Annotated in this window: 17 protein-coding genes; 14 read left to right on the top strand and 3 right to left on the bottom strand. The window is 62.4% G+C overall.

Annotated features, from left to right (window positions below; all coding sequences use genetic code 11):
* Positions 1-44 precede the first annotated feature (44 nt).
* From tilS to ispD, 6 genes are all read left to right on the top strand, one after another.
* Complete coding sequence (gene tilS / locus JYG36_RS21380; protein ID WP_213602217.1) at positions 45-1,340, top strand: tRNA lysidine(34) synthetase TilS; 1,296 nt, start codon at positions 45-47, stop codon at positions 1,338-1,340.
* Positions 1,341-1,611: 271 nt separating this feature from the next.
* Positions 1,612-3,240, top strand: coding sequence for a CTP synthase (gene pyrG, locus JYG36_RS21375; protein WP_038996727.1), 1,629 nt, complete (start codon positions 1,612-1,614; stop codon positions 3,238-3,240).
* Positions 3,241-3,243: 3 nt separating this feature from the next.
* Positions 3,244-4,089 carry a 3-deoxy-8-phosphooctulonate synthase gene (gene kdsA / locus JYG36_RS21370; RefSeq protein ID WP_045193613.1) on the top strand — a complete coding sequence of 282 codons (846 nt, stop codon included), beginning with the start codon at positions 3,244-3,246 and terminating at the stop codon, positions 4,087-4,089.
* Positions 4,090-4,242: 153 nt separating this feature from the next.
* Positions 4,243-5,532, top strand: a complete 1,290-nt coding sequence (eno, locus tag JYG36_RS21365) for a phosphopyruvate hydratase (RefSeq protein ID WP_045193612.1) — start codon at positions 4,243-4,245, stop codon at positions 5,530-5,532.
* 161 nt (positions 5,533-5,693) lie between these two features.
* On the top strand, positions 5,694-5,972 hold the full coding sequence (gene ftsB / locus JYG36_RS21360; RefSeq protein ID WP_038996723.1) for a cell division protein FtsB: 279 nt from the start codon (positions 5,694-5,696) through the stop codon (positions 5,970-5,972).
* Complete coding sequence (ispD, locus tag JYG36_RS21355; RefSeq protein ID WP_093386661.1) at positions 5,969-6,676, top strand: 2-C-methyl-D-erythritol 4-phosphate cytidylyltransferase; 708 nt, start codon at positions 5,969-5,971, stop codon at positions 6,674-6,676. Before ftsB ends, ispD begins: the two co-directional genes overlap by 4 nt.
* A 60-nt stretch (positions 6,677-6,736) precedes the next feature.
* On the opposite strand, the gene JYG36_RS21350 is transcribed toward ispD, so the two are convergent.
* Positions 6,737-7,633 carry a LysR substrate-binding domain-containing protein gene (locus JYG36_RS21350; protein ID WP_045193609.1) on the bottom strand — a complete coding sequence of 299 codons (897 nt, stop codon included), beginning with the start codon at positions 7,631-7,633 and terminating at the stop codon, positions 6,737-6,739.
* Positions 7,634-7,739: 106 nt separating this feature from the next.
* On the opposite strand from JYG36_RS21350, the gene JYG36_RS21345 reads away from it, so the two are divergent.
* The 8 genes from JYG36_RS21345 to rpoS all read left to right on the top strand — a co-directional run bounded on the left by JYG36_RS21345 (position 7,740) and on the right by rpoS (position 14,925).
* The gene (locus JYG36_RS21345) at positions 7,740-8,852 is read left to right on the top strand and encodes an S-(hydroxymethyl)glutathione dehydrogenase/class III alcohol dehydrogenase (RefSeq protein ID WP_045193608.1); all 1,113 of its coding nucleotides are present in this window, start codon (positions 7,740-7,742) and stop codon (positions 8,850-8,852) included.
* Positions 8,853-8,860: 8 nt separating this feature from the next.
* A complete protein-coding gene (gene fghA / locus JYG36_RS21340) occupies positions 8,861-9,715 on the top strand; it encodes an S-formylglutathione hydrolase (RefSeq protein ID WP_093386654.1) in 855 nt (284 codons plus the stop codon).
* 71 nt (positions 9,716-9,786) lie between these two features.
* Positions 9,787-10,260, top strand: a complete 474-nt coding sequence (ispF, locus tag JYG36_RS21335; protein WP_045193605.1) for a 2-C-methyl-D-erythritol 2,4-cyclodiphosphate synthase — start codon at positions 9,787-9,789, stop codon at positions 10,258-10,260.
* Complete coding sequence (gene truD, locus JYG36_RS21330; protein ID WP_213604466.1) at positions 10,260-11,318, top strand: tRNA pseudouridine(13) synthase TruD; 1,059 nt, start codon at positions 10,260-10,262, stop codon at positions 11,316-11,318. The genes ispF and truD overlap by 1 nt, the downstream gene beginning before the upstream one ends.
* Positions 11,306-12,055, top strand: coding sequence for a 5'/3'-nucleotidase SurE (gene surE / locus JYG36_RS21325; RefSeq protein ID WP_045193604.1), 750 nt, complete (start codon positions 11,306-11,308; stop codon positions 12,053-12,055). Before truD ends, surE begins: the two co-directional genes overlap by 13 nt.
* A complete protein-coding gene (locus tag JYG36_RS21320) occupies positions 12,055-12,732 on the top strand; it encodes a protein-L-isoaspartate(D-aspartate) O-methyltransferase (RefSeq protein ID WP_045193603.1) in 678 nt (225 codons plus the stop codon). Before surE ends, JYG36_RS21320 begins: the two co-directional genes overlap by 1 nt.
* 179 nt (positions 12,733-12,911) lie before the next feature.
* A complete protein-coding gene (locus tag JYG36_RS21315; protein WP_093386648.1) occupies positions 12,912-13,811 on the top strand; it encodes a peptidoglycan DD-metalloendopeptidase family protein in 900 nt (299 codons plus the stop codon).
* A gap of 106 nt (positions 13,812-13,917) precedes the next feature.
* Positions 13,918-14,925, top strand: coding sequence for an RNA polymerase sigma factor RpoS (gene rpoS, locus JYG36_RS21310; RefSeq protein WP_045193601.1), 1,008 nt, complete (start codon positions 13,918-13,920; stop codon positions 14,923-14,925).
* Positions 14,926-15,458: 533 nt separating this feature from the next.
* On the opposite strand, the gene fdxA is transcribed toward rpoS, so the two are convergent.
* Both fdxA and mutS read right to left on the bottom strand, forming a co-directional pair.
* Positions 15,459-15,782, bottom strand: a complete 324-nt coding sequence (gene fdxA, locus JYG36_RS21305; protein WP_010224804.1) for a ferredoxin FdxA — start codon at positions 15,780-15,782, stop codon at positions 15,459-15,461.
* 140 nt (positions 15,783-15,922) lie between these two features.
* Positions 15,923-18,490, bottom strand: coding sequence for a DNA mismatch repair protein MutS (gene mutS / locus JYG36_RS21300; RefSeq protein ID WP_176794341.1), 2,568 nt, complete (start codon positions 18,488-18,490; stop codon positions 15,923-15,925).
* Between the last annotated feature and the right edge of the window lie 155 nt (positions 18,491-18,645).

Here is an 18,645-nt window from a genome sequence, read left to right as displayed (position 1 = left end):
GACCCGCGATCGAGCGCAAAGCGCTCGCAACCGGGTCGACGCTGATGATTGATCTTCACACCAAGCTGTCCCCCTGGCTCACCGCCCCCTCCTGGTGCATCGCCCTCTCCGGCGGCCTGGATTCCAGTGTCCTCCTGCACCTGCTGGCAAGCCTGTCCCGCCAGCAGCCAATACCGCCCATCCGCGCGATTCACATCCACCACGGCCTGCAGGCTGCGGCAGACGCCTGGCCGGCGCATTGTCAGCGCCTGTGCGACGCCCTGGGCGTTGAACTGCAGATCATTCGGGTCAAGGTCGCCCCTGGCGCCAGCATTGAGCAGGGCGCCCGTGACGCGCGTTACGCCGCCTTTACCGCTGCCTTGCATCCCGGCGAAATCCTGTTGACCGGCCAGCACCGCGAAGACCAGGCCGAAACCTTGCTGTTTCGCCTGTTGCGCGGCGCCGGCCTGCGCGGCCTGGGCGCCATGCCCGGGCAGCGGCCGCTAGGGCAGGGCATGTTGCTGCGGCCGTTGCTGGGTGTTTCGCGTAACGACCTGCAGGCGTACGCCAAGGCTCAGCAGTTGAGCTGGATCGAAGACCCGTCCAACACCGATACGCAATTCTCGCGCAACTACCTGCGCCACCAGGTGTTCCCGGCACTGCTGCAGCGCTGGCCGCAGGCCGCGCAAAACCTCGCGCGCAGCGCCGAGCACTTGAGCGAAGCCCAGGGCCTGCTCGATGAACTGGCGCAGGACGACCTGGCCCGGGCCGCGACCCCGGCAGCGTTCGACTGGCTTGGCCTGGACTCGCTCGACCTCGAGGTGCTGCGCGAGCTATCCCCGGCACGCCAGCGCAACGCCCTGCAATATTGGCTGGCGCCGCGCACGCGCTTGCCCGACAGCCGCCACTGGGCAGGCTGGGAGGCCCTGCGCGATGCGGCATCCGACGGACGGCCACTGTGGCAACTGACCGACGGCCAATTGCACCGCGCCGCTGGCCGTATCTGGTGGCTGGCCGGTGACTGGTTGATGCCTGCAGGTGGCCGGCAGGTCTGGGCTGACCCGCACAAAGCACTGACCTTGAGCCACAACGGCAGTGTCAGCCTCAGCGGCACGTTGCCGCAGGGCCCCTTGCACATTGCCTACCGCCAGGGCGGCGAAACCCTGGCAATTGCCGGCCGCGGCCAGCGCGACTTGAAGCGCCTGCTCAACGAGGCGCAACTGCCGTCATTCGCCCGTTCGCGCCTGCCGTTGCTGTATTGCGCCGGGCAATTGCTGGCGGTCGCCAACCTGCCGGGGCTGAGCCAGGGCGACTGGCAATTGCATTGGCATGCGCCGACGAGCGAGCAAGGTTTGAGATGAAAGGCACATTCGGGTAGACTACGCTCCCTTCTTGATACAGCTTCTGTGGCTTCCCCGAAATCACAGCAGTTGCCGATTACCAAGCAGTTTTTTGCTGGGCGATTCTAAAAATGTTTAGCGAGCTCCTAACCGGGTATCCAACCCCCGGTGTGACCAGACGCGGCAGTTTTTTAAGATGCACTGTGATTGACGCAGGTGATCGGGGGCTTCGGCCTTCCTTCGCTTTCCCCGGCGGCACTGACCGCTTTAACGCAGACTTCTAGGGTTTTTCATGACGCGCTACATATTCGTCACGGGCGGTGTTGTTTCTTCATTGGGGAAAGGCATTGCCTCGGCTTCATTGGCGGCCATCCTGGAGGCGCGGGGGCTCAAGGTCACCATGCTCAAGCTGGACCCGTACATCAACGTCGACCCGGGCACCATGAGCCCGTTCCAGCACGGTGAAGTGTTCGTCACCCATGACGGCGCCGAGACCGACCTGGACCTGGGCCACTACGAGCGGTTCATCCGCACGACCATGACCCAGAACAACAACTTCACCACCGGCCGTATCTACGAGCACGTGCTGCGCAAAGAGCGCCGTGGTGATTACCTGGGCGCGACCATCCAGGTCATTCCGCACATCACCGACGAGATCAAGCGCCGCATCATCAAGGGTGCCGGCGACGCCGACGTGGCCCTGGTGGAAATCGGCGGTACCGTGGGTGACATCGAGTCGCAACCGTTCCTCGAGGCTATCCGTCAGCTGCGCGTCGAAGTGGGCTCCAAGCGCGCCATGCTGATGCACCTGACCCTGGTGCCGTACATCGCCACCGCTGGCGAGACCAAGACCAAGCCAACCCAGCACTCGGTCAAGGAGCTGCGCTCCATCGGCCTGCAGCCAGACGTGCTGATCTGCCGCTCCGACCATCCGGTGGATGTCTCCTCGCGCCGCAAGATCGCCCTGTTCACCAACGTCGAAGAGCGTGCGGTGATTTCCCTGGAAGACGTCGACACCATCTACAAGATCCCGGCCGTACTGCACGCCCAGGGCCTGGATGACTTCGTCGTCGAGCGTTTCGGCCTGCAATGCAACGGTGCCGACCTGTCCGAGTGGGAAAAGGTCGTCGACGCCAAGCTCAACCCTGAGCACGAAGTCACCATCGCCATGGTCGGCAAGTACATGGAACTGCTGGACGCCTACAAGTCGCTGATCGAAGCGATGAGCCATGCCGGCATCCAGAACCGCACCAAGGTCAACCTGCGCTACATCGACTCCGAAGACATCGAGAACCAGGGCACCAGCCTGCTCGAAGGCGCCGATGCGATCCTGGTTCCAGGCGGTTTCGGCCTGCGTGGCGTCGAAGGCAAGATCACTGCCGTGCAATATGCTCGCGAGAACAAGGTCCCGTACCTGGGTATCTGCCTGGGCATGCAGGTGGCGGTCATCGAATTCGCCCGTAACGTCATGGGCTGGAAAGACGCCAACTCCACCGAGTTCGATCGCAACAGCGGTCACCCGGTCGTCGGCCTGATCACCGAGTGGGAAGATGCCACCGGCGCAGTCGAAACCCGTACCGAAGCCTCGGACCTGGGCGGCACCATGCGTCTGGGCGCCCAGGAATGCCAGCTGGCAAGCGGCTCCAAGGTTCACGACTGCTATGCCAAGGACGTGATCGTCGAGCGTCATCGTCATCGCTACGAAGTGAACAACAACCTGCTGCCACAACTGGTCGAAGCCGGCCTGAAAGTCTCCGGTCGTTCCGGTGACGGCGCGCTGGTCGAAGTGGTCGAGTCCCAGGATCATCCATGGTTCGTCGCTTGCCAGTTCCACCCGGAGTTCACCTCGACCCCGCGTGACGGCCATCCGCTGTTCAGCGGCTTCGTCAAGGCGGCACTGGCTCAAAAGAACAAGGCCTGATTCATGACCCAGAAGATCATTCGCGTCGGTAACATCGAGATCGCCAACGACAAGCCGTTCGTCCTGTTCGGCGGCATGAACGTGCTGGAATCCCGTGACCTGGCCATGAAGGTCTGTGAAGAGTACGTGCGGGTTACCGAGAAACTCGGTATCCCTTACGTGTTCAAGGCCAGCTTCGACAAGGCTAACCGTTCGTCGATCAACTCCTACCGTGGCCCTGGCCTGGAAGAGGGGATGAAGATCTTCGAAGAGATCAAGAAGACCTTCAACGTGCCGGTCATCACCGACGTGCACGAGCCAGAACAGGCTGCTGCGGTGGCCAAGGTCTGCGACATCATCCAGTTGCCGGCCTTCCTCTCGCGCCAGACCGACCTGGTGGTGGCCATGGCCAAGACCGGCGCGGTGATCAACATCAAGAAAGCCCAGTTCCTCGCACCCCAGGAAATGAAACACATCCTGACCAAGTGCGAAGAGGCCGGTAACGATCAGTTGATCCTCTGCGAGCGTGGTTCGAGCTTCGGTTACAACAACCTGGTGGTGGACATGCTCGGCTTCGGCATCATGAAGCAGTTCGAGTACCCGGTGTTCTTCGACGTCACCCACTCCCTGCAGATGCCGGGTGGTCGCGCCGATTCCGCCGGTGGTCGCCGCGCCCAGGTCACCGACCTGGCCAAGGCAGGCCTGAGCCAGGGCCTGGCTGGCCTGTTCCTCGAGGCGCATCCGGATCCGGACAACGCCAAGTGTGACGGTCCTTGCGCCCTGCGCCTGGACAAACTGGAGCCTTTCCTGGCCCAGCTCAAGCAACTTGATGACCTGGTGAAGAGTTTTCCGACGGTAGAAACCGCGTAATCCTCGATTCTCCGGTAAAGTACCCCCCGTTCAACCTCTGACCCTCGGGTCAGGGGTCTGCTTTCGCCGGGCCTGCCTGTTTCAAATTGCCCGGCGAGCGGCAAGATTTTTCTCAGCTGCGTTGTTTTCGTCAATTCTGGAGTGCTTACAACAATGGCAAAAATCGTCGACATCAAAGGTCGTGAAGTTCTCGATTCGCGTGGTAACCCTACCGTAGAAGCGGACGTGCTGCTCGACAACGGCATCATCGGCAGCGCCTGCGCGCCGTCCGGTGCTTCCACTGGCTCGCGCGAAGCGCTGGAGCTGCGTGATGGCGACAAGAGCCGTTACATGGGCAAGGGCGTACTCAAGGCAGTTGCCAACATCAACGGCCCGATCCGCGACCTGCTGCTGGGCAAGGACCCGGTTGACCAGAAAGCCCTCGACCGCGCCATGATCGAACTGGACGGTACCGAGAACAAGGCCAAGCTGGGCGCCAACGCCATCCTCGCCGTGTCCCTGGCTGCCGCCAAGGCCGCTGCCCAGGACCAGGACCTGCCGCTGTACGCGCACATCGCCAACCTCAACGGCACCCCAGGCCAGTACTCGATGCCGGTTCCGATGATGAACATCATCAACGGCGGCGAGCACGCCGACAACAACGTCGACATCCAGGAGTTCATGGTTCAGCCGGTTGGCGCCAAGACCTTCTCCGACGCGCTGCGCATGGGCACCGAGATTTTCCATCACCTCAAGGCTGTGCTGAAGGCCCGTGGCCTGAACACTGCTGTCGGTGACGAAGGTGGTTTCGCGCCTAACCTGGCATCCAACGAAGACGCGCTGTCGGCCATCGCCGAAGCCATCGCCAACGCCGGTTACAAGCTGGGCACCGACGTCACCCTGGCCCTGGACTGCGCGGCCAGCGAGTTCTACGAAGATGGCAAGTACAACCTGTCCGGCGAAGGCAAGTCGTTCGACGCCGAAGGTTTTGCCGACTACCTCAAAGGCTTGACCGAGCGCTTCCCGATCATCTCGATCGAAGACGGCCTGGACGAGTCCGACTGGGCTGGCTGGAAGATCCTCACCGACAAGATCGGCGCCAAGGTGCAACTGGTCGGTGACGACCTGTTCGTGACCAACACCAAGATCTTGAAAGAAGGCATCGACAAGAGCATCGCCAACTCGATCCTGATCAAGTTCAACCAGATCGGCTCGCTGACCGAAACCCTGGAAGCCATCCAGATGGCCAAGGCTGCCGGTTACACCGCAGTGATCTCGCACCGTTCGGGCGAAACCGAAGACTCGACCATTGCCGACCTGGCCGTGGGTACCGCTGCCGGCCAGATCAAGACCGGTTCGCTGTGCCGTTCCGACCGCGTCTCCAAGTACAACCAACTGCTGCGTATCGAAGAGCAACTGGGCAGCAAGGCTGTGTACCGTGGCCGTGCCGAGTTTCGCGGCTAAGCAAGAGATGGTAAAAAGACCGCAGCAAAGCGGCGCCGAACGGTCATACTGATCGTTCAGAAGCCCTTGCTGCAGGTGTCTGAACACAAAGCCTGGCTTCGGCCAGGCTTCGTGCCATCAGCGACCTGCAGATGTGGCGGTCTTTTCCACTGGATACCCTGATGCGCAGTCCTTATTGGTTGTTCCTCGTCTTGCTCCTGCTGCTCGGTGGCCTGCAGTATCGTCTGTGGGTGGGCAATGGCAGCCTGGCCCAGGTCACCGAACTCAAGCAACAGATCGCTGACCAGCACGCTGAAAACGAGCGTTTGCTGGAGCGTAACCGTGTGCTTGATGCCGAGGTACTGGAGTTGAAGAAAGGTATGGAAACCGTCGAAGAACGGGCTCGCCACGAACTGGGTATGGTCAAGGAGGGCGAAACCCTCTACCAGCTTGCCCAATGAACCCGACCTTGCCGGCCTTCTGGGCCGTGATTCCCGCCGCGGGTGTTGGTGCCCGCATGGCTGCCGACCGTCCCAAACAGTACCTGCAGTTGGGCGGGCAGACCATTCTCGAGCATAGCCTCGACTGTTTTCTTGACCATCCCTGCGTCAAAGGGGTGGTGGTCAGCGTTGCCGCTGACGATCCCTACTGGCCCGGTTTGCGTTGCGCCAGCGATCCACGCATCCAGCGTGCCGAAGGCGGCCAGGAACGTGCCGATTCGGTGCTCAATGCCTTGTTGCTGCTGCACGCCCAGGGCGCGGCGGACAGCGACTGGGTGCTGGTGCACGACGCCGCGCGGCCGAACCTGGCCCGCAGCGACCTCGACCGCTTGCTCGCAGAGCTTGCCGATGACCCGGTGGGTGGACTGCTGGCGGTGCCGGCGCGCGATACCCTCAAGCGCGCCGATGCCCACGGCCGGGTCAGCAGCACAATCGACCGCAGTACCGTGTGGCAGGCCTACACGCCACAGATGTTCCGCCTCGGTGCCTTGCACCGGGCCCTGGCCGACAGCCTGGTGGCCGACGTGGCGATTACCGACGAGTCATCGGCCATCGAATGGGCCGGGCAGGCGCCGCGCCTGATCGAAGGGCGCAGCGACAACATCAAGGTCACCCGCCCCGAAGACCTCGAGTGGCTGCGCCAGCGCTGGGCCAAGCGCGGTTGAGCACTCTTCGCGGGGCAAGCCCGCTCCTACAGTAGGAGCGGCCTTGCCCCGCGATGCTTTTCAGGCACCTCGATACTCAGGCAACCCCGCCAACCCCTCACGCAAATAGTCCACCAGCTTGCGCACTTTCGGCGACAGATGCCGCTGCTGCGGATACAGCGCCCACACCGCGGTATTGGGCGGTTGATGCGCTTCCAGCAGTGACACCAGCGCGCCGGTTTTGAGGTGTTCAAGCACGTAGTAGTCCGGCAACTGGCACAAGCCCATCCCTTGCAGCGCCGCGTCCAGCACTGCCTGGCCGCTGTTGCAGCGCCAGTTGCCCTGAACCCGCTGGCCGATCTCCCGCCCGTCCAGTTGCAGCGCCCAGTTGTCGGAGCTGCCGATCAGGCAGTTGTGCCGCGCCAGCTCCGACAGGCTGTGCGGGCGGCCGTAGCGTTCCAGATACGCAGGTGACGCGCACAGGTACATGCGCCGCGGCGCCAGGCGCGTGGCCACCAGCCGCGAGTCCTGCAAACGGCCCAGGCGAATGGCCAGGTCCATGCCCTCATGCACCAGGTCCAGCGGGCGGTTGCTCAGTTCGATGTCCACCCGTAGTTGCGGATAGGCGGCCATGAAGCGCGTCACCAGCGGCACGATGAAGCGCTCACCGTAGGCCACGGCGCAAGTCATGCGCAGCAGCCCTTTGGGCTCGCTGGTCAGGTCGCCCATGGCGCGCAGGGCTTCTTCGCGGCCGTCCTGCAGGCGTTGGCAATGCTGCAGGAAGGTCTGCCCGGCTTCGCTCAGGGTCACCCGCCGGGTGCTGCGGTACAGCAAGCGGGTTTGCAGGCGTTCTTCCAGGCGGGCGATCTGCCGGCTGACGTGGGACGACGACACCCCGAGGCGTTCGGCGGCGGCGGTGAACTGCCCGGCTTCGGCGACGGCCACGAATTCGTCGATACCCTCCCACAGATTGCTCATTTATTATCCCTGTACAGCAATAATGTTTTGTCTTTGCCTGGATTATTCATTAAATATCGATGAATTACACTGCAAGCCTGAACTGACCCCTTGCTGGAGAAGATTGATGATCAAGTCCCGTGCCGCCGTTGCCTTCGAGGCCAAGAAACCGCTGGAGATCGTCGAAGTCGACGTGGCCATGCCCAAGGCCGGCGAGGTGCTGCTGCGCGTGGTCGCCAGCGGCGTCTGCCATACCGATGCCTACACCCTGTCGGGCGCCGACCCGGAAGGCATCTTCCCGTCGATCCTCGGCCACGAGGGCGGCGCCATCGTCGAAGCCATCGGTGAGGGCGTGACCTCGGTTGCCGTTGGCGATCATGTGATCCCGCTGTACACCCCCGAGTGCGGCCAGTGCAAATTCTGCCGCTCCGGCAAGACCAACCTGTGCCAGGCCATCCGCGCCACCCAGGGCAAGGGCCTGATGCCCGACGGCAGCACGCGCTTCTCCTACAAGGGCCAGCAGTTGTTCCACTACATGGGCACCTCGACTTTTTCCGAGTACACCGTGCTGCCGGAAATCTCCGTGGCCAAGATCCAGAAAGAAGCCCCGCTGGAGAAGGTCTGCCTGCTCGGTTGCGGCGTAACCACCGGTATCGGCGCGGTGCTCAACACCGCCAAGGTCAAGCCGGGCGATACCGTGGCCATCTTCGGCCTGGGCGGCATTGGCCTGTCGGCGATCATCGGTGCGGTGAAGGCCAAGGCTTCGCGGATCATTGCCGTGGACATCAACCCGAGTAAGTTCGAGATCGCCAAACAGCTGGGTGCCACCGACTGCGTCAACCCGAAAGACTACGACCGTCCGATCCAGGAAGTGATCGTCGATCTCACCGATGGTGGCGTCGACTTCTCGTTCGAGTGCGTGGGTAACGTGCAACTGATGCGTGCGGCGCTGGAATGCTGTCACAAGGGCTGGGGCGAGTCGGTGATCATCGGCGTTGCCGGTGCCGGCCAGGAAATTTCCACCCGTCCGTTCCAGCTGGTGACTGGCCGGGTCTGGCGCGGTTCGGCCTTCGGTGGCGTGCGTGGCCGCAGCGAGCTGCCAAGCTACGTGGAAATGTCGGAAAAAGGCGAAATCCCGTTGGATACCTTCATCACCCACACCATGGGCCTGGAAGACATCAACAAGGCATTCGACCTGATGCACGAAGGCAAGAGCATTCGCAGCGTCATCCACTTCTGAGGTCTGCCATGAGCCTGGAAAACATCTCTTGCCAGAAGAGCTTCGGCGGCTGGCATAAACGCTACCGCCATCGCTCCCAGGTGCTCGGCTGCGACATGGTGTTTGCCGTGTACCTGCCGCCGCAGGCCGAGCAGGGCGGCAAGCTGCCGGTCCTGTACTGGTTGAGCGGCCTGACCTGCACCGACGAGAATTTCATGCAAAAGGCCGGTGCGCACAAGCTGGCTGCCGAGCTTGGCTTGATCATCGTCGCCCCCGACACCAGCCCGCGCGGGCCGCAGGTGCCGGCTGATCCTGATGGCGCCTGGGATTTTGGCCTGGGGGCCGGGTTCTACCTCAACGCCACCGAGCAGCCGTGGGCCCAGCACTACCGCATGCACGACTATGTGGTGGAGGAATTGCCGGCATTGGTCGAGGCGCATTTCCCGGCCTCAAGTCAGCGCGGTATCAGCGGTCATTCCATGGGCGGCCATGGCGCGCTGGTGTGCGCTTTGCGCAACCCGGGGCGTTACCGTTCGGTGTCGGCGTTCGCGCCGATCAGCAACCCGATGGATTGCCCGTGGGGGCAGAAGGCCTTCAGTCGCTACCTGGGTGAGGACCGGGCGCGCTGGCGCGAGTGGGATGCCAGCGTGTTGCTCGCCGAGGCTGGCGAGCGCTTGCCGCTGCTGGTCGACCAGGGCGATCGCGATGATTTTCTCGACAACCAGCTCAAGCCGCAGGTGCTCGAGCAGGCGGCCAGGGCGGCGGGTCATCCGCTGACCTTGCGCCTGCAACCGGGCTATGACCACAGCTACTACTTCATTGCCAGCTTCATCGATGACCACTTGCGGCATCATGCCGCAGCGCTGATAGGCCCGGGTAACTGATCCTACAAATCAAGCCCAAGCGCCGGCAAAGCAGGTAGAATCACGCCCTGACTCAATCAGGGCGTTTTTTTATGCGTATTGGCCACGGCTACGATGTGCACCGCTTCGCGGAAGGCGATTTCATCACCTTGGGTGGGGTGCGCATTGCGCACAAGTTCGGGCTGCTGGCCCATTCCGATGGCGACGTCGTCTTGCATGCCCTGAGCGATGCCCTGCTTGGCGCTGCGGCGCTGGGCGATATCGGCAAGCATTTCCCCGACACCGATCCGCAGTTCAAGGGCGCCGACAGTCGCGTGCTGCTGCGCCATGTGGTGCAGATCGTTCAGGCCAAGGGCTGGAAGGTCGGTAACATCGACGCCACCATCGTTGCCCAGGCACCGAAGATGGCCCCGCATATCGACACCATGCGCCAGTTGATCGCCCAGGACCTGCAGGTCGAGCTGGATCAGGTCAACGTCAAGGCCACCACCACCGAAAAGCTTGGTTTTACCGGGCGTGAGGAAGGCATCGCGGTTCACGCCGTTGCCCTGTTGCTGCCGGCATGATGAGCGAACTCGAACTGCTCGGCCCGCGTGCTGCGGGCCAAGCGCTGGGCAGCGCAATTCTCAAGGCCAGCGCCGAAGACTTCCAGGTCGATGAAGTACTCGACATTCCCCTCAGCGGCAGCGGTGAACACCTGTGGCTGTGGGTCGAAAAACGTGACCTCAACACCGAAGAGGCTGCCCGTCGCCTGGCCCGCGCCGCCGGCGTGCCGCTGCGCAGCATCAGCTACGCCGGCCTCAAGGACCGCCAGGCGCTGACCCGCCAGTGGTTCAGCCTGCACCTGCCGGGCAAGGCCGACCCGGACCTGAGCGCCGCCGAAAACCACACCTTGAGCATCCTCAAGCAGACCCGCCACTCACGCAAGCTGCAGCGCGGCGCGCATTCAGCCAACGGCTTCACCTTGCGCCTCACTGGCCTCAAGGCTGAACGTGCGGCGCTGGATGCACGGCTTGAGCAAATCCGTAGCCAGGGCGTGCCTAACTACTTTGGCACCCAGCGCTTTGGTCACGACGGCGGCAATGTCCACGACGCCCGTGAGTGGGCCAACCGCCAGGCCTTGCCTGAGCAGCGCAACGTTCGTTCGCGGCTGCTCTCCAGCGCCCGCAGCTACCTGTTCAACCAGGTACTGGCCGCACGTGTCGCCGACGGCAGTTGGCAGCAGGCACAGGTCGGTGACCTGCTGGCGTTTACCGACAGCCGCAGCTTTTTTCCGGCGGGTGAGGCTGAATGTTCCGACCCGCGCCTGGCAATTCTCGACCTGCACCCCACCGGCCCGCTATGGGGCGAGGGGCAGTCCGGCGCCAGCGGCGCGGCTGGTGAACTCGAGCAACGTATCGGTGAACAGCATGGCGCCTTGTGCCAATGGCTGGCGCGGGCGGGCATGAGTCACGAACGACGCATTCTGCGACTGCCCATTAGCGGGCTGACGTGGCATTATCCCGAGCCTGATATCCTGCAACTGGAATTCGTCCTTCCGGCCGGATGCTTCGCCACCGTGGTGGTGCGCGAGCTTGTTGATCTGGTGCCGGCAGGGCAGACGGACAGCCCATGCGTATTCTGATTTCGAACGACGACGGGGTTACCGCACCCGGTCTCGCCGCGCTGCATGCTGCGCTGGCGGATTATGCCGAATGTGTGGTGATCGCCCCGGACCAGGACAAAAGCGGCGCCAGCAGTTCGCTGACGCTCGACCGGCCGCTGTGCCCGCAAACCCTGGCCAATGGTTTTATCAGCCTCAACGGCACGCCGACCGATTGCGTCCACCTGGGCCTCAACGGCCTGCTGCCGACCGCTCCGGACATGGTGGTGTCGGGGATCAACCTGGGCGCCAACCTTGGCGATGATGTGCTGTATTCCGGCACCGTGGCTGCTGCGCTTGAGGGCCGTTTTCTCGGCGGTACCTCGTTTGCCTTCTCGTTGCTCTCGCGCCTGCCCGACAACCTGCCGACGGCTGCCTACTTCGCCCGCAAGCTGGTCGAGGCTCATGCCAGCCTCGAGCTGCCGCCTCGTACGGTGCTCAACGTCAATATCCCCAACCTGCCGCTGGAACACATCCGCGGCATCCAGTTGACCCGCCTGGGCCATCGCGCCCGCGCTGCGGCACCGACCAAGGTGGTCAATCCGCGGGGCAAGGAAGGCTACTGGATCGCCGTGGCCGGCGATGCCGAGGATGGCGGCCCGGGGACCGATTTCCACGCGGTGATGCAGGGCTATGTCTCGATCACTCCGCTGCAGCTCGACCGGACCTTCAATGATGCCTTCGAGCGCCTCGACGGCTGGCTGGAGGGCTTACTCTGATGCGCGAACAGGATGATCTGATGCGCCACGGTATCGGTTTTACCTCTGAGCGAACCCGCGAACGGCTGATCAAGCGCCTGATCGAGGAAGGGGTCTCGAACCCCAAGGTGATCGAGGTACTGCGCCGCACGCCTCGACACCTGTTCGTCGATGAAGCCCTGGCCCACCGTGCCTACGAAGACACGGCGTTGCCAATCGGCAACAACCAGACCATCTCCCAGCCGTTCATGGTCGCGCACATGAGCGAGCTGTTGCTCGAAGCCGGCCCCCTGGACAAGGTGCTGGAGATCGGCACCGGTTCCGGCTACCAGACCGCAATTCTTGCGCAACTGGTCGAACGGGTGTTTTCCGTCGAGCGTATCAAGGTCCTGCAGGATCGCGCCAAGGAACGCCTGATCGAGCTGAACCTGCGCAACGTGGTGTTCCGTTGGGGCGATGGTTGCGAAGGCTGGCCGGCACTTGCGCCTTACAACGGCATCATCGTCACCGCGGTCGCGCCCGAGGTGCCTCAGGCCCTGCTCGACCAGCTCGCCCCGGGCGGGCGCATGGTCATACCGGTGGGGCCGGCCGGTGAAACCCAGCAGTTGATGCTGATCGTGCGCGAAGAACACGGCTTCTCGCGACGGGTGCTGGGCGCCGTGCGTTTTGTGCCGTTGCTCACCGGGCCACTGGCCTGACCGGGCTTTTTTTTCGCCCGGGCGAATTTCGGCGGCATTGCCCTGTCTATCTGGCGGGCTACCATAGTCTGTTACAGATCACGTTTAGCAATGGCCAGACGTCCGCATGGCGGCGCGCTCGGGTATAATTGCAACAATATTGCATTTTTTACATCGGTCACCATTAGAGGGAGCGGCGGGTGGGTCACACAAACATTCGGCAGCGCAAGGATCCATCGAGCTTCAAGCTTCTGCTGATTGCACTGGCCGTGGGTACGCTGGTGACGGGGTGCTCGAGCACGTCTTCCAACAGCGTCCGGGTGGTCGATCGCAACAACGCCGCGCCCAAACGCCCTGTGGTCACCACCGGTCAATACCTGGTGCGCCCCGGCGACACGCTGTTCTCCATCGCCTTTCGCTATGGCTGGGACTACAAGGCCCTGGCCGCGCGCAACGGTATCGCTGCGCCGTATACCATTCGTCCGGGCCAGGCGATCCGTTTCGATGGTCGCTCCAGTGGCCCGGCGCCAGTTGTCGGCACCACCGTGGTCACCAGCTCGCCATCTTCTTCAAGCAAGACCACCATCATCAAGCGTCCCCTGGACAGCTCCGGCAAACCAATAACGCCGCCGCCCACCACCACGCCTGCAAGCACGCCAAACACCGTGCCGGTTGCCCCGGTGGCGACTACCACAGCACCCGTGCAAGTGCCCCCCGCAGGGCGCTCCACGGCCGGCTGGGCCTGGCCGGCCAACGGCGTGCTGATTGGAAAATTTGCTTCAAACGGTAGTTTGAATAAAGGCATTGATATCGCCGGTGATTTGGGACAGCCTGTTTTTGCTGCATCTGATGGTTCAGTTGTCTACGCCGGGAGTGGCTTGCGGGGCTACGGCGAGTTGGTAATCATCAAGCACAACGATACCTACGTCAGTGCCTACGGCCACAACCGCAGGCTTTTGGTTCGGGAGGGACAGCAGGTCAAGGTAGGGCAGACAATTGCCGAAATGGGGTCCACGGGCACAGACCGGGTGAAGCTTCATTTTGAAATTCGCCGCCAGGGCAAACCTGTCGATCCGCTGCAATTCCTGCCACGTCGTTGATTGCTAGGCCCGGCCTGTTCCTCGCGTAGAGGGGACAGGCTCCAGCGCTGCCAGGGATAAAGGCGCCGCTCGAGTCTGAGTTCGAACTCAGCAAAGGACTATAACAATGGCTCTCAGTAAAGAAGTGCCGGAGTTTGACATCGACGATGAGGTTCTCCTGATGGAGACCGGCATTGTTTTGGAAACGGATGTGATGTCAGACGAACCTGCTGTACCTACGGTTCGGACCAAGGCTAAACAGAGCGCTACGCTCAAACAGCACAAGTACATCGACTACACTCGGGCACTTGATGCAACCCAGCTTTACCTCAATGAAATCGGCTTCTCGCCATTGCTCTCTCCGGAAGAAGAAGTGCACTTTGCGCGCCTGTCGCAACGTGGTGATCCGGCCGGGCGCAAGCGCATGATCGAAAGCAACCTGCGCCTGGTGGTTAAAATCGCCCGGCGTTATGTCAACCGGGGGCTTTCGCTGCTCGACCTGATCGAAGAAGGCAACCTCGGCCTGATTCGGGCGGTCGAGAAGTTCGACCCGGAACGCGGCTTCCGTTTTTCTACCTACGCCACCTGGTGGATTCGGCAGACCATCGAACGGGCGATCATGAACCAGACCCGTACCATCCGCTTGCCCATTCACGTGGTCAAGGAACTCAACGTCTACCTGCGCGCCGCCCGCGAACTGACCCAGAAGCTCGATCACGAACCGTCCCCGGAAGAGATCGCCACCCTGCTGGAAAAACCGGTCGGCGAGGTCAAGCGCATGCTTGGGCTCAACGAGCGGGTATCGTCGGTGGACGTGTCCCTGGGGCCGGATTCGGATAAAACCCTGCTCGATACCCTGACCGACGACCGTCCTACTGATCCGTGCGAGCTGCTTCAGGATGACGATCTGTCCCAGAGCATCGACCAGTGGCTCAGCGAGCTGACCGACAAGCAGCGCGAGGTAGTGATTCGCCGCTTCGGCCTGCGCGGTCATGAAAGCAGTACGCTGGAAGATGTCGGCCTGGAAATCGGCCTGACCCGGGAACGGGTGCGGCAGATCCAGGTAGAGGGCCTCAAGCGCCTGCGTGAGATCCTCGAAAAGAATGGCCTGTCCAGCGAGTCGCTGTTTCAGTAACGCCAGCGAAATCGTTGTGAAGAACGCCCCGACATGTCGGGGCGTTTTTGCATCTGCAGAACAGCGGTTTACCCGTGAACGGCTTCCCGATGGCGTTCTGGAAACATTCGGGTTTGGGCGCGATCCGACGGCGATGTTGGTACTGTTCTAGTTCATGTAAGCCATCGCTTACTCGTTGTGTAAGCCTTGACTGTACGCTGTAGTAAATCGTTGTCGTTTTCAGTGTGCGCTTTTGTTTAAGCTATTGATATATATAGATATTTTTGTTTGTGACAGTACGGTTACCGCAGCTTTTTGAGAGCTTTGTGCTGTTGTGGTAAATCTTGGAACCGCTAATATTTGTCCTGTGTCTACGGACTGACACAGGCTCTCAAGGATGAAAGCCAAGGACATCGCAGGATGCGATTCATCAGGATGATGAAAGGGAACAAAGGGACTACGGAAAAAATGTGGGCGGGTCAAACCGCCCCTTTTTTTTGCCCGCAACAAACATGAAAAAAGGCCCTCGAAGGGCCTTTTTTGTTGATCCGCGCTTAGCGCTCGAGATCGGCGATCTTGCCTGGCTTGCCATCCCACTCGGCGGCATCTGGCAACGAATCTTTCTTTTCGGTGATGTTCGGCCAGATTTCCGCCAGCTCGGCATTGAGCTCGATGAAGTTCTCCATGCCGGCAGGCACTTCGTCTTCCGAGAAAATGGCGACGGCGGGGCATTCAGGCTCGCACAGTGCACAGTCGATGCACTCGTCCGGGTGAATGACCAGGAAGTTCGGGCCTTCGTAGAAGCAGTCCACCGGACAGACTTCTACGCAGTCGGTGTACTTGCACTTGATGCAGTTGTCGGTGACGACGAAGGTCATTTCTAATTCTCTCCTCAGGCGACGGCAGCGGTGCCCCTCCAGACAGGGCCGCTCGGTTTGGTTGTTCGGCTGCAGGCCAGGCTAGTAACCTGCAGCGCCGCCAAACCGCGCGGGATTCTATCAGCTTGTGCGGGCGCGCGTTATAACAGAGTCTTCAGTGTATAGAGCATTTCGATAGCTTGACGCGGCGTCATATTGTCCAGGTCCAGCTTTCCGAGCTTCTCGATGGCCGGATGCGGCAGGCTGGCAAACAGGTCGCTCTGGTGCGGTACCGCCGGTGCACCTTGCTGCAAGACAGGTGTTTCGTGGGGCAGGCTGGCGGTTTCCAGTCGGCCCAGGTGTTCGCGAGCACGCTGAATCACCGGCGACGGCACGCCGGCCAGCTGCGCCACTGCCAGGCCGTAGCTCTGGCTGGCGGGGCCGGGCAGCACGTGGTGCAGGAACACGATGCGTTCGTTGTGCTCGGTAGCGTTCAGGTGCACGTTGGCCACCAGCGGTTCGCTCTCCGGCAGCACCGTCAGCTCGAAGTAGTGGGTGGCGAACAGCGTGTAGGCGCGCAGCTGCGCCAGGCGCTCGGCGGCGGCCCAGGCCAGCGACAGGCCGTCGAAGGTACTGGTGCCGCGGCCGACTTCGTCCATCAGCACCAGGCTGCGCTCGGTGGCGTTGTGCAGGATGTTGGCGGTTTCGCTCATCTCGACCATGAAGGTCGAACGGCCACCGGCCAGGTCGTCGCTGGAGCCGATACGGGTGAAGATGCGATCCACCAGTGAAAGCTCGCAGGCCGCAGCCGGGACGAAGCTACCAATGTGCGCCATCAGCACGATCAATGCGGTCTGGCGCATGTAGGTGGATTTACCGCCCATGTTCGGACCGGTGATCACCAGCATCCGGGTGTTGTCATCCAGGGCCAGGTCGTTGGCCACGAACGGCGTGGTCAGCACTTGCTCGACCACCGGGTGGCGACCCTGGGTGATGCGCATGCACGGCTCGTCGACGAACTGCGGGCAGTTCAAGTCCAGGTTCAGCGCGCGCTCGGCCAGGTTGCTCAGCACATCCAGCTCGGCCAGGGCCGCAGCGGTGTCCTGCAGCGGCGCCAGGTGGCCGATCAGGTTCTCCAGAAGGGCATCGTAGAGCATCTTCTCGCGCGCCAGGGCGCGGCTCTTGGCCGACAGCGCCTTGTCTTCGAAGGTTTTCAGCTCCGGGGTGATGAAGCGCTCGGCGCCCTTGAGGGTCTGGCGGCGGATGTAGTCAGCCGGTGCCTGCTCTGCCTGCTTGCTTGGCAGCTCGATGAAGTAGCCATGCACACGGTTGTAGCCGACCTTGAGGTTGGCCAGGCCCGTGCGGGCTTTCTCGCGGGCTTCCAGATCAATAAGGAACTGCCCGGCGTTCTCGCTCATCGCCAGCAGCTCGTCCAGCTCGCTGTCGTAGCCGGTCTTGAGCACGCCACCGTCGCGGATCACCGCTGGCGGGTTGTCGATGATGGCTTTTGCCAGCAGGTCGGCAAGCTCCGGGTAGGTCCCGGCAATGGCAGCCAGGCGCGCCAGGTGCGGCGCCTCAAGCTCGGCCATGGCGTTCTGCAGTTCCGGCAGGGCACCGAGGGCATCGCGCAGGCGTGCGAGGTCGCGTGGACGGGCGTTGCGCAGGCCGATACGGGCGAGGATACGCTCGATGTCGCCGATTTCCTTCAACTGCGGTTGCAGCTTCTCGAAGCGGTAACCGTCGAGCAGGCAGCGAATCGAGCCCTGACGTGCCTGCAGTACTTTCAGGTCGCGCAGCGGGCGGTTCAGCCAGCGGGTCAGCAGGCGGCTGCCCATCGCGGTTTGGCAGCGGTCGATCACCGATTGCAGGGTGTTGTCGCGGCCACCGGCCAGGTTCACATCCAGCTCAAGGTTGCGCCGGCTGGCGCCGTCGAGCACCACGGTGTCGTCCAGGCGTTCATGCTTGAGGCTGCGCAGGTGCGGCAGGGCGGTGCGCTGGGTTTCCTTGGCGTAGCCGAGCAGGCAGCCGGCGGCGCCGATGGCCAGGGTCAGCTTCTCGCAGCCAAAGCCCTTGAGGTCCTGGGTCGCGAACTGCTGGCAAAGGCTTTTGCGTGCCGAATCGCGGTCAAAATCCCACGGCGCACGGCGACGTGAGCCACGGCGTTTTTCCGCCGGCAGGCCCTGGGGCCAGTCGTCGGGGATCAGCAGCTCGACCGGGTTGATGCGCTCAAGCTCGGCCAGCAGGTTTTCCCAGCCCTTGATCTCGAGCACGCTGAAGTTGCCGCTGGTGATGTCCAGCACAGCCAGGCCGAACAGGCGCTCGTCGCCCAGCACAGCGGCGATCAGGTTGTCGCGGCGCTCGTCGAGCAGCGCTTCGTCACTGACCGTGCCCGGGGTAATGATGCGCACCACCTGGCGCTCGACCGGGCCCTTGCTGGTGGCCGGATCGCCGATCTGTTCGCAGATCACCACCGACTCGCCCAGCTTCACCAGCTTGGCCAGGTAGCCCTCGGCCGCATGGAAGGGGATACCGCACATGGGGATCGACTGGCCCGCCGACTGCCCGCGGGCGGTCAGGGTGATGTCCAGGAGTTTGGCAGCCTTCTTCGCGTCTTCGTAGAAGATCTCGTAGAAGTCGCCCATGCGGTAGAACATCAGCTGGTCCGGGTGCTGGTTTTTCAGCTTCCAGTACTGCTGCATCATCGGGGTGTGTGCGGAAAGATCGCTCATTGCAAAAACTTGGCTCGCAGTGTCGTTGTAGACCAAAGGCAAGCGGGCAATGGTACAGGGATTTTGCCCGGGCTGCCGAGGGCAAACGGCCGGGCGCGACCATTTGTCCGTGCATATCCGTGCATATCAGGGTTTGCATTCTAATGAAGGTCCCG

This window comes from Pseudomonas sp. SORT22, assembly GCF_018417635.1.
Taxonomy (GTDB): Bacteria; Pseudomonadota; Gammaproteobacteria; order Pseudomonadales; family Pseudomonadaceae; genus Aquipseudomonas.
Note: the sequence above shows the minus strand (reverse complement) of the source record. Positions and strands in the feature narration are given on the sequence as shown.

Excerpts from the sequence above, each read along its gene's own strand:
- tilS (WP_213602217.1), top strand. The coding sequence starts at position 45 with ATGATTGATCTTCACACCAAGCTGTCCCCCTGGCTCACCGCCCCCTCC.
- pyrG (WP_038996727.1), top strand. The coding sequence starts at position 1,612 with ATGACGCGCTACATATTCGTCACGGGCGGTGTTGTTTCTTCATTGGGG.
- kdsA (WP_045193613.1), top strand. The coding sequence starts at position 3,244 with ATGACCCAGAAGATCATTCGCGTCGGTAACATCGAGATCGCCAACGAC.
- eno (WP_045193612.1), top strand. The coding sequence starts at position 4,243 with ATGGCAAAAATCGTCGACATCAAAGGTCGTGAAGTTCTCGATTCGCGT.
- ftsB (WP_038996723.1), top strand. The coding sequence starts at position 5,694 with ATGCGCAGTCCTTATTGGTTGTTCCTCGTCTTGCTCCTGCTGCTCGGT.
- ispD (WP_093386661.1), top strand. The coding sequence starts at position 5,969 with ATGAACCCGACCTTGCCGGCCTTCTGGGCCGTGATTCCCGCCGCGGGT.
- JYG36_RS21350 (WP_045193609.1), bottom strand. The coding sequence starts at position 7,633 with ATGAGCAATCTGTGGGAGGGTATCGACGAATTCGTGGCCGTCGCCGAA.
- JYG36_RS21345 (WP_045193608.1), top strand. The coding sequence starts at position 7,740 with ATGATCAAGTCCCGTGCCGCCGTTGCCTTCGAGGCCAAGAAACCGCTG.
- fghA (WP_093386654.1), top strand. The coding sequence starts at position 8,861 with ATGAGCCTGGAAAACATCTCTTGCCAGAAGAGCTTCGGCGGCTGGCAT.
- ispF (WP_045193605.1), top strand. The coding sequence starts at position 9,787 with ATGCGTATTGGCCACGGCTACGATGTGCACCGCTTCGCGGAAGGCGAT.
- truD (WP_213604466.1), top strand. The coding sequence starts at position 10,260 with ATGAGCGAACTCGAACTGCTCGGCCCGCGTGCTGCGGGCCAAGCGCTG.
- surE (WP_045193604.1), top strand. The coding sequence starts at position 11,306 with ATGCGTATTCTGATTTCGAACGACGACGGGGTTACCGCACCCGGTCTC.
- JYG36_RS21320 (WP_045193603.1), top strand. The coding sequence starts at position 12,055 with ATGCGCGAACAGGATGATCTGATGCGCCACGGTATCGGTTTTACCTCT.
- rpoS (WP_045193601.1), top strand. The coding sequence starts at position 13,918 with ATGGCTCTCAGTAAAGAAGTGCCGGAGTTTGACATCGACGATGAGGTT.
- fdxA (WP_010224804.1), bottom strand. The coding sequence starts at position 15,782 with ATGACCTTCGTCGTCACCGACAACTGCATCAAGTGCAAGTACACCGAC.
- mutS (WP_176794341.1), bottom strand. The coding sequence starts at position 18,490 with ATGAGCGATCTTTCCGCACACACCCCGATGATGCAGCAGTACTGGAAG.